Annotated in this window: 12 protein-coding genes; 3 read left to right on the plus strand and 9 right to left on the minus strand. The window is 35.9% G+C overall.

Annotated features, from left to right (window positions below):
- Position 1 precedes the first annotated feature (1 nt).
- Entirely contained in the window at positions 2-1,495 is a 1,494-nt protein-coding gene (locus tag ACQ65V_RS08075; protein ID WP_430467529.1) for a DUF389 domain-containing protein, read from the plus strand.
- Here ACQ65V_RS08075 and ACQ65V_RS08080 read toward each other — a convergent pair whose 3' ends face one another.
- Positions 1,496-2,263 carry an ABC transporter ATP-binding protein gene (locus ACQ65V_RS08080; RefSeq protein WP_430467530.1) on the minus strand — a complete coding sequence of 256 codons (768 nt, stop codon included), beginning with the start codon at positions 2,261-2,263 and terminating at the stop codon, positions 1,496-1,498.
- The gene (locus ACQ65V_RS08085; protein WP_155090017.1) at positions 2,263-3,000 is read right to left on the minus strand and encodes an MlaE family ABC transporter permease; all 738 of its coding nucleotides are present in this window, start codon (positions 2,998-3,000) and stop codon (positions 2,263-2,265) included. The genes ACQ65V_RS08080 and ACQ65V_RS08085 overlap by 1 nt, the downstream gene beginning before the upstream one ends.
- 112 nt (positions 3,001-3,112) lie before the next feature.
- Between ACQ65V_RS08085 and pafA the strand changes: the two genes are divergently transcribed.
- Positions 3,113-4,780 carry an alkaline phosphatase PafA gene (gene pafA, locus ACQ65V_RS08090; RefSeq protein WP_430467531.1) on the plus strand — a complete coding sequence of 556 codons (1,668 nt, stop codon included), beginning with the start codon at positions 3,113-3,115 and terminating at the stop codon, positions 4,778-4,780.
- On the opposite strand, the gene ACQ65V_RS08095 is transcribed toward pafA, so the two are convergent.
- From ACQ65V_RS08095 to gcvP, 4 genes are all read right to left on the minus strand, one after another.
- Positions 4,777-5,625: a glycosyltransferase family 2 protein gene (locus ACQ65V_RS08095; protein ID WP_430467532.1), complete on the minus strand. Its 849-nt coding sequence runs from the start codon at positions 5,623-5,625 to the stop codon at positions 4,777-4,779. The genes pafA and ACQ65V_RS08095 overlap by 4 nt on opposite strands.
- Positions 5,626-5,699: 74 nt before the next feature.
- Complete coding sequence (locus tag ACQ65V_RS08100) at positions 5,700-6,221, minus strand: methyltransferase (protein WP_430467533.1); 522 nt, start codon at positions 6,219-6,221, stop codon at positions 5,700-5,702.
- Between the two features lie 31 nt (positions 6,222-6,252).
- The gene (locus ACQ65V_RS08105; RefSeq protein ID WP_155090014.1) at positions 6,253-7,308 is read right to left on the minus strand and encodes a 3-oxoacyl-ACP synthase III family protein; all 1,056 of its coding nucleotides are present in this window, start codon (positions 7,306-7,308) and stop codon (positions 6,253-6,255) included.
- Between the two features lie 106 nt (positions 7,309-7,414).
- The gene (gcvP, locus tag ACQ65V_RS08110; protein WP_430467534.1) at positions 7,415-10,264 is read right to left on the minus strand and encodes an aminomethyl-transferring glycine dehydrogenase; all 2,850 of its coding nucleotides are present in this window, start codon (positions 10,262-10,264) and stop codon (positions 7,415-7,417) included.
- Positions 10,265-10,386: 122 nt separating this feature from the next.
- Here gcvP and ACQ65V_RS08115 point away from each other — a divergent pair, with 122 nt between their 5' ends.
- Positions 10,387-11,220: a hypothetical protein gene (locus ACQ65V_RS08115; RefSeq protein ID WP_430467535.1), complete on the plus strand. Its 834-nt coding sequence runs from the start codon at positions 10,387-10,389 to the stop codon at positions 11,218-11,220.
- On the opposite strand, the gene ACQ65V_RS08120 is transcribed toward ACQ65V_RS08115, so the two are convergent.
- The 3 genes from ACQ65V_RS08120 to ACQ65V_RS08130 all read right to left on the minus strand — a co-directional run bounded on the left by ACQ65V_RS08120 (position 11,203) and on the right by ACQ65V_RS08130 (position 12,999).
- A complete protein-coding gene (locus ACQ65V_RS08120; protein WP_155090011.1) occupies positions 11,203-11,460 on the minus strand; it encodes a hypothetical protein in 258 nt (85 codons plus the stop codon). The two genes, ACQ65V_RS08115 and ACQ65V_RS08120, sit on opposite strands and share 18 nt — an antisense overlap.
- Before the next feature lie 39 nt (positions 11,461-11,499).
- On the minus strand, positions 11,500-12,054 hold the full coding sequence (locus tag ACQ65V_RS08125; protein WP_273289529.1) for a sigma-70 family RNA polymerase sigma factor: 555 nt from the start codon (positions 12,052-12,054) through the stop codon (positions 11,500-11,502).
- Between the two features lie 63 nt (positions 12,055-12,117).
- Positions 12,118-12,999 (minus strand): methyltransferase domain-containing protein, encoded by an 882-nt coding sequence (locus tag ACQ65V_RS08130; protein WP_430467536.1) that lies wholly within the window; start codon positions 12,997-12,999, stop codon positions 12,118-12,120.
- Between the last annotated feature and the right edge of the window lie 3 nt (positions 13,000-13,002).

Genomic DNA, 13,002 nt, shown 5'->3' on the forward strand with positions numbered 1-13,002 from the left:
TATGAGTGACGAAAATAAATTCAACTTTTCCGAAGATGAGAATTCGCAAATGACGAATGAAATGAACAAGGAAAATGCTGTTGAAGAAAAAAAGGAAGCTGTAAAGAAAGATGCTCAAGGTCTGTTTTCAAGTATTTCTAATTTTCTAAGTGAGCTTTTAGATTTTAGAGATGATACAGATCGTGATGAAACTGTTGCGGCTATAAAGGCAGATATTCCCTTTAAAGGTGCAACAGCATGGATATTGGTTTGTTCTATAATGGTAGCTTCCGTTGGATTGAATGCTAACTCTACAGCCGTAGTAATCGGTGCCATGTTAATTTCTCCCTTAATGGGTCCAATATTGGGAGTTGGGCTTTCTATAGCAATAAACGATATTGATACTTTAAAAAAATCGCTGATTAACTTGCTAACAATGATAGTGCTGAGTTTATTGACAGCGTTTTTGTTCTTTTGGTTATTTCCCTTAAGTGAAGATACATCTGAATTAATGGGACGAACTAGACCAGATATTCGAGATGTGTTGATTGCTTTTTTTGGTGGATTAGCTCTTATCATTGCTAGAACCAAAAGAGGGACTATTGCTTCTGTAATTTTTGGTGTGGCCATTGCTACAGCGTTAATGCCTCCATTATGTACCGCTGGGTATGGTTTGGCAAAAGGTAATTGGGAGTATTTTGGCGGAGCAATGTACCTGTTTGGTATTAATACCATTTTCATTGCATTGGCGACATTTCTAGTGCTGAAGCTATTACGCTTTCCTATGCTAAAGTATGCTAACTCCAAAAAACGCAAGCGTATTGCAAGGTTGGCTTCGCTTGTAGCAATTATTGTTATGATTCCTGCATTTTGGACATTTTTAACCGTTTTACAGGAAAGTAAATACGAAAGGGACTATAAAAGCTATGTTGAAAATGAAATTGAGACTAATCCCAATCTTTGGTTGCAACGCAAAGTGTTAGATAAGGACAATAAAAGAATAAGTCTTTTTTTTAACGGAGATGTAAGCGATGAAATGATTTCAGATCTTCAGAATGAAAAGCGCAACTATGAAAATCTAGTAGATTTTGACCTTGTTATTAATGCCAACAAAACTAGAAGTGCAGATCGCCTTAATCAATCTTTAGATAGAGCTTATGCTGATTTAGATGAAAAGGATAATATAATTGATGGATTACAGAAGCAAATTATGGCTTTAGAAGAAAACATCACCAACTTAAACCAACTTATTGAATCGAGTAATACCAATAAAGATGCTATTTCATTCAGCAGTTTGTCACGCGATGCCAAAGTAAGATTCAATGATTTAGAGTTTTTTGGTTATGCCAAAATGTTAGAATCTAAAGACTTTATAAATATAGATACTGTTAATGTTGCGAATGTAAGATGGAAAGTCGCTTTAAATGATAGCATAGTGTTAGCTAAGGAAAGAGCACTTCAAAAATGGCTCAAAGAAGAATTAAAAGTAGATACAGTATATATTAGAAGAAATTAATTACTGATTTTCCTCAATATACATCTTACGCACTTTTTTAAATAATTCTGAAGAATACACAAAATTAGTCACAGCCTCATTATCTGTTCTAAAAATCGTTTCTTTTGAGCCTTCCCAAGCTTTAAGACCATCTTTTAAGAAAACGATTTTCTCGCCGATTTCCATAACGGAATTCATATCGTGAGAGTTTATGACTGTAGTAATTTGATATTCGTCTGTGATTTCTTGTATAAGATTATCTATGACTATAGCAGTTTTAGGGTCTAATCCAGAATTAGGTTCGTCACAGAACAAATACTTCGGTTTGTTTACAATAGCTCTGGCAATGGCTACACGCTTTTGCATTCCACCAGATGCTTCACTGGGCATTTTATGATGCGCATCATCTAAATTAACACGTTTTAAAACAAAATCCACCCGATCTTCCATTTCACTTTTACTCTGTTTAGTGAACATTCTTAATGGGAACATCACATTTTCAGCAATGGTCATGGAGTCAAAAAGCGCACTGCCTTGAAAGACCATGCCAATTTTTGATCTTAATTCTGTTTTTTCATCGGTACTTAGTTTGCTAAAAACTTTACCATCGTAAGAAATACTGCCTTCTTCATATTCAAATAGGCCAAGTAAGCATTTTAAAAATACAGTTTTACCAGAGCCACTTTGACCAATAATGAGATTGGTTTTTCCTTTTTCAAAAGAGGTAGAAATGCCCTTTAAAATGTGAGCATCACCAAACGATTTATGTAAGTCTTTCACCTCTATCATTAGCCCAAGAGTAAACTGGTTAGTAAAAAGTTCAATAAAATAATTACAACACTAGTCCAAACAAAAGAGGTAGTACTAGCCTTACCAACTTCAAGTGCTCCACCTTTCATAAAATAGCCATAGAAGGATGGAATCGTAGCTAGGATAAATGCAAAGACCATAGTTTTTATAAAGGCATAGACCATATGAAATGGTATAAAGTCATTTTGCACACCTTCAATATAATTTTCCAATGTTCCATAACCACCATACACACATGCTGCTAAACCACCTAAAATCCCTAGAAACATAGCAATGGAAATCACAAAAGGGTATAATGTTAAAGCAACAAATTTGGGAAACACTAAATAATTAATGGCATTAATTCCCATAACCTCGAGAGCATCTATTTGCTCAGTAACTCTCATAGTGCCTATGCTCGACGTGATAAATGATCCGACTTTACCAGCCATAATAATGGAAATAAAAGTAGGAGCAAATTCTAAAATTATAGATTGGCGCGTAGCAAAACCAACCAGGTATTTTGGAATCAGTGGATTGCTAATGTTTAAGGAGGTTTGTATGGCAACAACTCCGCCAACAAAAAATGCAATAAAAGCAACAATACCCAGAGAACCTATGATAAGATCATCAATGTCTTTAAGAATTAAGGGTTTCATCACAGACCACTTGGTAGGTTTGCGGAAAACATTCTTAATCATTAAAAAGTAAGCGCCAATATTATGGAGGTAACTCATGCAAGAATTTATTATGCTAAAGTATGAAAAAAGATGAGTTTATTAATGTTAATTTAAATTAAGATAGTCTAAAAAACGTATTTTTGAAACTCTAAAGAATGACATAATTATCATGAAAAACATCTTCACAATAATCTTATCAATGACTTTGGTTTTGTCTTGTGGGTCACAAGAAAAGACAATGAATTCAAATGAAGACATAAAAAGAACTGACTCTAATTCTAAACCAAAATTGGTTGTTGGTATTGTTGTGGATCAGATGCGCTACGATTATTTAACTCGTTTTGAATCTAAGTTTGGGGATGGTGGTTTTAAGCGCATGATGCGAGAAGGGTTTAATTGTAAGAACAATCACTTTAATTATGTGCCTACTTATACTGGGCCAGGGCACGCATCGGTTTTTACTGGTACAGTGCCAAAATACCATGGGGTGATTGGTAATAATTGGTATGATAAGCAGACGAAAGAAACTGTGTATTGTGCAGGTGATGATAAGGTTGAATCGGTTGGTACAGATCACATGGCAGGTAAAATGTCTCCGCATAGAATGCAAACTACCACATTTGCAGATGAAAACCGTTTATTTACGCAATTACAAGGAAAAACCATTGGTGTTTCATTGAAGGATAGAGGTGCTGTGTTGCCTGCTGGCCATACAGCGAATGCTGCATATTGGTTTCATGGAAGGGACGAAGGGGTTTGGATTACCAGTAGTTTTTATATGCAAGATTTACCAAATTGGGTTAAAGAATTTAATGCTTCTGATATTGCAGAGTCTTACTTTAAAGTTTGGAACACGCTTTATGACATAACTACTTATACCGAAAGCGGTACAGATGACAACAAGTTTGAAGGAGGATTTAATGGAAAGGAAAAAGCAACGTTTCCTTATGACTTGCAGGCCTTACGTGAGCACAATCGCAATTTTGAAATCCTTAAAGCAACACCTTATGGCAACAGTTTAACTACAGATTTTGCAATAGCGGCTATAAAAGGTGAGCAATTGGGTGAGGATGATGTTACGGATGTCCTCACACTTAGCTTTTCGAGTACGGACTATGTAGGTCATAATTTTGGGGTAAATTCAAAAGAGGTAGAAGACACTTACATTAGATTAGATAAAGATTTGGAACGTTTTTTCAATTATCTCGATGAGACAGTTGGAGTGGGAGAGTATACGGTGTTTTTAACAGCTGATCACGGCGCAATAGACGTTCCTAACTATTTAAGAAGCTTAAAGATTCCTGCTGGGTATTTAAACAACAGGGCAACAAAAACCAGATTCGAAGAATATTTACTGCGCACATTCAATAATTCTGATTTGATTGAAAATGTAAGTAATAATCAAATATTCCTAAATAGAAAGCGTATTGATAGTTTGGGACTAAATATTAATACAGTGACCGAGCAATTCGTTAACGAATTAATACAGTATGAACATGTCGATAAAGTATATTCTGCAAAAACCATGACGACGACGGATTTCACTCAGGGAATAGAAACACTACTTCAAAATGGTTTTAACCAAAAACGCTCTGGTGATATTATTTTAGTGCCAGACCCAGATTATATTTCTTACGGAAAAACGGGTTCCACACATGGCAGCGGATTAAACCACGACACACATGTACCACTTTTATTCTTTGGAAAAGGCATAAAGCATGGTGCCACATTTGAAAAAACGGTAATACCAGATATCGCACCAACAATGTCTGCGTTGTTGGGCATTAGTTTTCCTAATAGAGCAACGGGAAGTGTTTTGGGTTTTGTGATTGATTAGAATAATTTATTAAAAATCCCATCCCAGCGTAATTTTCTAATGAATTTCCCTTCGTTTTTTGAGACTAAGAATTCCACTTTATTGAACTTAGCTTTAAAGTATCCACTCATATAATCCTTAAATAATCTAAAGCTTCCCTTTTTATAGGTGAGTTTTAATGCCGAAATCAAGGTAATCCAAAGCCCATAGCGCATTTTGTACATGGCTTCACCTTGCAGATATTTTGAAGCCTTGTTGTAAGATTTTCCAGTTGGCTTTAGGTGTTTTACTTTAAGCGATTCATCTGTGAGAATTCCCCAACCGTGATATTTGGCTAATAGCTCATCGACTGTATCCCAACCCATTGATGGTTTAAGTTGACCAATCTGCTCAAAACATGTTTTGCGATAAGCTTTCAATGCACCTCTAACATGGTCCTTGTTGGTTAAATTTTCCAAAACCCAATCTCCATCTTTTTCAATGAAACAGAAACCGGATGCCATACCAAGTTGTTTATTGGTTTTGAAATGATTTGAAACCACATCCAGATAATCTCTCGGAAAGATTAAATCAGCATCAAACTTACAGATGATGTCGAAATTGTCATCTAAGGTTTCTAGTCCTTTGTTAAAGGCATGGATAATTTTGGATCCTGGTAGATGCTTGTCTGATGAGGTGATGTTGACTAAAGAAATCCAGTTGTATTTTGAAGCAAAATCTTTTACAATATTTTCGGTTTTGTCTGTAGAGTTATCATTAACAACAACAACTTGTTTTGGTAATGAAGTCTGCTCCACCAGAGATTGCAAGGTCTTGCCAATATAATCCTCTTCGTTGTGTGCTGGTATGATGATGTAGAAGTTCAAATCCCAATTGCTAAATTTCAAAAACCAAAACTACGCAAACCCATTTGGAATTTTGAGTTTTAGGTTTTGGAATTTTAAAGCCTTTCTGCATAAACGATATAATAACGTGGAGTGAACCTCCTAAGAATTGGTCTTATACCAAGCTTCTTTACAGGGTTAGTCCATTTTTGCCTGTCTTTAATTTTCCATCCGGTTTTTTCTAATAACCAGTCGAGTTGCCAATCTTCAAACTCATGATAATGCCTGTCCCACTTGTCCGTCTTACTTCTATAAGCAGATGCAAACCATAATCGCAAAGGGACACTTATCACTATTTTGTTGGATTTAATTGATTTTAAAACTTCATATGGGGAGAGCAAATGTTCAAAAATTTCAAATGCTGTTACTACGTCTGCTGATGAGTTTTTCAAGGCAGAACGGTCTTCGTCCAGATCTTCTCCTGTTGTATTTTCAACCGAAAAACCTTCAGAAATCAGAATTTCTGAAAAGGGATTTTTAACGCCTAAATCTAAAATAGATTCAGAGGTATTAATATGTTTTTTTAGGAATTGAAGCGTAAGTTTATAACGCTTATTCGGATATGTTTTTTCGTACATGTTATTGCCGCGAAAGCGTTATATTTTAAAATCAATACCTATACGTCATAGCATTTATATGCATTCCTGCACCAACGCTAGCAAAGATGATAACGTCACCTTTTTCAATACTATGGTCTTTCATTTTGTTCTTTCTGATAAGGTCAAAAAGTGTTGGCACAGTGGCGACAGAACTGTTACCCAATTTATGGATGCTCATTGGCATAATACCTTCAGGAACTGGTGTTTTGTATAATCTGTAGAATCGCTTTATAATGGCCTCATCCATTTTCTCATTAGCCTGATGAATCAATATTTTCTTAACTTCAGAGATGTCAATTCCACTATTATCCAAGCATGTTTTCATGGCGTTAGGAACATTATTCAATGCAAATTCATAAATCTTTCGGCCATGCATTTTAATGTACTTTGTATCCTTGCACAACTCTTGGTTGTTCGATTTTCCGAAGAATAAATAATAAGCCTCGTCGTACGTAAAACTGGCAGTTTCATGGGCCAAAATTCCTTCCTCTTCCGATGCCTCAACAATTGTCGCTCCAGCACCATCTGAATAAATCATAGAATCTCTATCGTGCTTATCTACCACACGAGATAATGTTTCAGAACCGATAACCAAACAACGTTTAGCTATTCCCGCTTTGATAAAAGCTTGCGCCTGTATAACACCTTCTAACCAGCCAGGACACCCAAAAAGAATATCATATGCAACACACTTTGGGTTTTTGATTCTTAAACTATGTTTTACTCGAGATGCCAAACAAGGCAGTAAATCACTTTGAATGGTATTGGCTTTTACATCACCAAAATTATGGGCGCAAATAATATAATCTATTTCTTCTGGGTTAACATTAGCGTCGTCAATGGCTTTTTGAGCCGCTAAAAAACCAATATCAGATGAGGTTAGTTGCTCATTTGCATAACGTCTCTCAGCTATACCAGTAATAGCTTTAAACTTATCTACAATGATTTCATTTGGATAGTCGATAGATGTCCCATCTTGATTGAGAAATCTATGCTCATGAAAATCCTCATTCTTCTCTATACTCTTCGGGATATAACTACCTGTTCCCGTTATTTTAACATTCATAATACCGTGTCTGAAATTATATTTTGCAAATCAACCTACAATTTAACTATATTTTATTTAATAGTTTTTAAAAAATGTTCAATTTTACGATGTTCAACAGCAAAAATTATGCCTCAATAAAATCTTCTATTGGAGCACAACTACACATTAAATTCCTATCGCCATAGGCATCATCTACACGTCTAACACTAGGCCAGAACTTATTGTTTTTTACATAGTCTAATGGAAATGCAGCTTCTTGTCTAGTGTATGGCAACAACCATTCATCTGAGGTTAACATATCCATGGTGTGTGGAGCGTTCTTTAACACATTGTTTGGCTCATCTTTAGAGGTACGGTCTATCTCTTTGCGTATGGAGATCATGGCGTCACAAAAACGATCCATTTCTGCTTTACTCTCACTCTCAGTGGGTTCTATCATCATAGTACCAGCAACTGGGAAAGATACCGTAGGCGCATGGAATCCATAATCCATTAAACGTTTTGCAATATCTGTGACTTCGATACCATTGGCTTTAAAATCTCGGCAATCTACAATCATTTCGTGGGCAGCACGTCCATTTTCACCTGTGTAAAGTGTGTCGTAATAACCTTCTAATCGCTCTTTGATATAGTTGGCGTTTAGTATGGCTGCTTCCGTCGCTTTTTTCAAGCCATCAGCTCCAAGCATTGTTATATAACCATAGGAAATTATACATGCTAATGATGAACCGAACGGTGCTGATGAAATAGCGGAAATAGCTTGATGTCCACCAGTTTTTATAATTGGATTTCCTGGTAAAAATGGCACTAACTGCTCAGCAACACAAATTGGTCCAACACCTGGGCCACCACCACCATGTGGAATAGCAAAGGTTTTATGTAAGTTAAGATGACATACATCAGCTCCGATATTTCCTGGATTGGTCAATCCAACTTGGGCGTTCATATTTGCACCATCCATATAAACTTGTCCGCCATTATCGTGAATAATTTGTGTAATTTCTTTTATGGCCGATTCATATACTCCATGTGTTGAAGGATAGGTAACCATTATAGCTGCTAGATTGTCTTTATGCAACTCTGCTTTTTCTCTTAAATCATCAACATCTATATTACCATTTTCAGATGCTTTGGTCACAACTACTATCATGCCTGCCATTACAGCACTTGCAGGATTTGTACCATGCGCTGATGACGGGATTAAACAAATGTTTCTATGATGGTCACCACGAGATTCATGGTAAGCTCTAATAACCATAAGACCAGCAAACTCACCTTGAGCTCCAGAATTTGGCTGCAATGAGGTGGCTGCAAATCCTGTGATTTCAGTCAACTGATTCTCTAAGGCATTTAGCATTAATTTGTAGCCAGCAGCTTGGTCAGCTGGTGCAAAAGGGTGCATATTTCCCCAACTTGGCCAGCTTAATGGTAGCATTTCTGATGCTGCATTAAGCTTCATAGTACAAGACCCAAGCGAAATCATAGAATGATTTAAGGCTAAATCTTTTCGTTCTAATCGCTTTATGTAGCGCATCAATTCTGTTTCAGAATGATAAGAATTAAACACTTCAAAGTTCAGAAAATCGGTCTGGCGCTTCAATTCGCTTGGAATAATATCACCTTCAATGAGTTCAGTAATTTTATCAGCTTTATTTTCGGTAACGATTTCAAAAATTGAAACAATTTCATTTAGATCTTCAATAGTAGTGGTTTCATTTACAGAAATAGTTACAGTGTTACTGTCTGGATAATAAAAGTTGACTTCTTTTTTCTCCGCATAATATTTCACATTAACAGGATCAGCTTTAACCTGAAGCGTATCAAAATAATGTGAATTGACTTGTTCTACACCAAGACTTTCTAAAGCTTTAGCTAATGTTGAAGCCGTATTTTTTACTTTATCTGCAATAAACTGTAAACCTTTTGGTCCGTGATATACTGCATACATCCCAGCCATAACGGCTAATAATACCTGTGCTGTACAAATATTAGAAGTTGCTTTATCGCGCTTAATATGTTGTTCTCTAGTTTGTAAAGCCATACGCAAGGCTCTGTTGCCATTGGCATCCTTGGTCACACCAATTATACGCCCAGGAACATCTCGTTTATAAGCTTCCTTTGTGGCAAAATATGCAGCATGTGGACCACCATAACCCATCGGAATACCAAAACGTTGTGTAGTACCAACAACCACATCAGCACCAAATTTTCCTGGTGCTTCAAGCTTAACCAAGCTTAAAATATCTGCAGCTACGGCAACTTTAATGTTAACGGCATTTGCTTTTTCTATAAAGGACTTGATATCCGTAATCTGACCATTTTTCCCAGGATATTGCAATAAGGCACCAAAATATTCATCCGAAAGATTGTATTCGGCTTCATTTCCAATTTCAAGTTCAATTCCAATTGGTGTTGCTCTGGTTTCTAATAGGTCAATGGTTTGTGGCAACACTAAATCTGAAACAAAAAACTTATTGACACCAGCTTTTTTCTGGGCTCTGTCTCTTACAGCAAATAGCAAACTCATCGCTTCTGCTGCCGCTGTACTTTCATCTAAAAGTGAAGCGTTGGCAATTTCCATTCCTGTAAGATCTATGATCATAGTCTGGAAATTTAAAAGCGCTTCCAATCGACCTTGAGCTATTTCAGCTTGATATGGAGTGTAAGCCGTGTACCATCCAGGGTTTTCTAAAATATTACGCTGAATAACCGCTGGCATATTAGACGGATGATATCCCAGACCTATGTAAGACTTATAGACTTTATTGAGTTGAGACAGCTTATTAATATGGTTTAGGTATTCTTGCTCGCTCATGGCAGGCTCTAGATCCAAATCTTTTTCTAAACGTATTCCTGCAGGAATAGTTTCAGAAACCAATTGGTCTATACTACTCACGCCAATGGTATTTAGCATGTCTTTTTGTTCTTGAGAACTTGGGCCTATATGTCTAAGTGCAAAAGAGGTTGTGTCCATTAAAAAATGTTGTGTTTGTTTAGTTTTGCAAAAATACAGCTTTACCTCTTTTAATTAGTTAATGAAAACTAAAGTTTTTAACGGAAAGCAAGGGTTATTAACACATTGCCTATTTTTGTTTTATGAAGGTTTTAAAAGCCATTGTTGATTTTTATCTTAATAGCAGTATACATGCAGCACTGGCTGTATATGCCTTTACTTGGATAACCTTGTTACAGTTTGGACTGAATTATGACGAAAGTGTGCTTTACTTTGTCTTTTTTGCAACCATTACAGGTTATAACTTTGTAAAATATTTTGGAGTGGCTAAGTTTCACCATAGAAGTTTAGCGGGATGGCTAAAAGCTATTCAAATATTCTCACTTCTTGCATTTGTTGCTATGTGCTATTATGCGTTTCAACTCAATCTAAAAACCTTGATATATTTATCCGTGTTTGGTCTTATTACGTTTTTGTATGCTGTGCCTTTATTGCCTATGAGTTATTTTAGGGACAGCCAGATGAATTTACGAGAGATAAGCGGGTTGAAAATTTATGTAATAGCTTTGGTTTGGGCGTTTACAACTGCGCTTTTGCCTTTGATTGAATTGGGCGTTGCGATTGATTCTGATGTTATAATAACAACTGTACAGCGCTTTATTTTAGTCATTGTATTAATGTTGCCTTTTGAGATAAGGGACTTGAATTTTGACAGTTTAAAATTGGGAACTATTCCTCAAAAAATAGGAATCAAAAACACAAAAATCACAGGTGTTTTGTTGTTAATGGTGTTTTTCTTTTTAGAGTATTTTAAAGATGAGCTATCAGCAAATGCAATACTTTCTACATTAGTAATGGTATTTGTGACGCTTCTGTTTGTGGTGTTTTCCAACAAGCGCCAATCTAAATACTATAGTGCTTTTTGGGTGGAGGGTTTGCCGATTATGTGGCTCGTAATATTATTGGTACTTGGCTAATTCTTCTTCAAACTGTTGTTGAAGCTTACTTCGCTCATCATTTCTTAAATAACTGACTTCAGCCTTTTGTAGTGCTTCAGTCAATTTGTTGTTTTTGCTGGAATAAGCTCTAGTTATACGGCACCAAGAAAGCCTAAGAGCAAGTTTAATTCGCTCCAATGTTGTAGCTTCAGCATATTGTCTTTTGTCACAAATATGCTTTGCTTCCTCACAACTTATAAATAAAAAACTTTTTTTCATTTCTATTCTAGCCTTCCTAAGAGAAGGGTTTATTATATTTTAAAACCATTTTTCTTCCATGCAATCTGCCAAAGCTGTTCTTGCTCTGTGAATGATTACCCAAAGATTAGACGCAGTGATATTTAATTCATTACAAATTGTTTCAGTTTCGTAGCCCAAAATTGTTTTCATTTTAAAAACTTGGGCTTGTTTTTCAGGTAGTTTGGAGATACAATCGTAAATGGCATCGCCCAATTCTGAATTTTCCAATCGGTCTTCGGCCGTTTTATCAAAAGGATCTGCAACGCGTTCTTCTAGCCAATCACCTTCAGCATCTGTATGGTTACTATAGCTCATTCTTACTTCTGCCTGGCCTTTTTTAGAATTTATTTTACGATAGTAATCAATGATCTTACGCTTTAAAATTGAAATTAGCCACGTACGCTCACTAGCTTCACCCTTAAAGTTTTTCATGGCCTTGAGTCCTGCCAAAAATGTTTCAGAAACCAAATCTTGAGCAATCTCTCTATTGTTAACTCGCGAAATCGTGTAGTTAAAGAGATAGTCAGAATAAAGTTTTATCCAGTTATTGGGATCTAGTTTATGATTAGTCATTTAGAATATCATTGCAAGACCAAAAATAGGATAAAATATTAACTTCTAATATAAGCCAACTTATTAATTAGCTTTGGTAGCACTGATGATATAATACCCGAAACTTCTCATATGAAGGCCAGATAGCAAGGCGTAAAATGACCCTTTTAGATTATGAAAACTTTCTTGCTTTAATCTTTTAAAGTTAAAGAGCTTTTTTAAGATAAATCCTGTAATGGCAAAAGGTACGTGCAAAACTGAAGGTGCAACCTTAAATGAAACGTTTTCTACTTTAATGTCAATAAAGCCTAGTGCTTCTAGTTTTTCTCTTATGTAGCCATGTGTTTCTAATTTTTCTAAGCTCCAATGGCTACATAGTTTTTTATAAGAGTATTTGCCACCTCTACACAGCTTAGATTGATCTTTTTTCAAGAAAGCATCTGCAATTACAAAGCGTCCGCCAGGTTTTAAAATACGATGTGCTTCCTTTAATGATTTATAATCATGACCAGAATGACATAAACTTTCTATAGCGACCGCTGAATTAAACGTGTTGGATTGAAATGATGTATGGTTATAGTTTTCTTTGAGTATAATTCCGTTTTTGCCTTTAAGAAGTTCATTACCTTGTTTCACCTGAAAATCGGAAAGTGTTATTCCATAGGCAATGATATTTTTGTATTGCTTTAGGGCATGTCTCATTGTGGCTCCCATGCCGCAGCCCATATCAACCAAACGGGTTTTGGATTTACCAATATGTAAGCGTTTAAGTACTTGACTATTCATTTCATTGAGCATAGAATCACGTTTAAACGGATTGGTTTTAAACGGGATAAAATACCCAAAGTGCATATTGTAATCGTTGCTCCAGAATTCGTAGTCTTCGGTAGCTTCGTTGTAGAAATCTACCATTTCTATTTTGTTATGTTCAGAATCCGTTGTGTATGTAATTGATTGTGCCTTCATGAT

Origin of the sequence: Winogradskyella ouciana (assembly GCF_965284585.1) — a bacterium.
GTDB lineage: Bacteria > Bacteroidota > Bacteroidia > Flavobacteriales > Flavobacteriaceae > Winogradskyella > Winogradskyella ouciana.

Bases quoted from the DNA above. Each gene is read 5' to 3' on its own strand.
- ACQ65V_RS08075 (WP_430467529.1), top strand. From the start codon at position 2: ATGAGTGACGAAAATAAATTCAACTTTTCCGAAGATGAGAATTCGCAA.
- ACQ65V_RS08080 (WP_430467530.1), bottom strand. From the start codon at position 2,263: ATGATAGAGGTGAAAGACTTACATAAATCGTTTGGTGATGCTCACATT.
- ACQ65V_RS08085 (WP_155090017.1), bottom strand. From the start codon at position 3,000: ATGAGTTACCTCCATAATATTGGCGCTTACTTTTTAATGATTAAGAAT.
- pafA (WP_430467531.1), top strand. From the start codon at position 3,113: ATGAAAAACATCTTCACAATAATCTTATCAATGACTTTGGTTTTGTCT.
- ACQ65V_RS08100 (WP_430467533.1), bottom strand. From the start codon at position 6,221: ATGTACGAAAAAACATATCCGAATAAGCGTTATAAACTTACGCTTCAA.
- ACQ65V_RS08105 (WP_155090014.1), bottom strand. From the start codon at position 7,308: ATGAATGTTAAAATAACGGGAACAGGTAGTTATATCCCGAAGAGTATA.
- gcvP (WP_430467534.1), bottom strand. From the start codon at position 10,264: ATGGACACAACCTCTTTTGCACTTAGACATATAGGCCCAAGTTCTCAA.
- ACQ65V_RS08115 (WP_430467535.1), top strand. From the start codon at position 10,387: ATGAAGGTTTTAAAAGCCATTGTTGATTTTTATCTTAATAGCAGTATA.
- ACQ65V_RS08120 (WP_155090011.1), bottom strand. From the start codon at position 11,460: ATGAAAAAAAGTTTTTTATTTATAAGTTGTGAGGAAGCAAAGCATATT.
- ACQ65V_RS08125 (WP_273289529.1), bottom strand. From the start codon at position 12,054: ATGACTAATCATAAACTAGATCCCAATAACTGGATAAAACTTTATTCT.
- ACQ65V_RS08130 (WP_430467536.1), bottom strand. From the start codon at position 12,999: ATGAAGGCACAATCAATTACATACACAACGGATTCTGAACATAACAAA.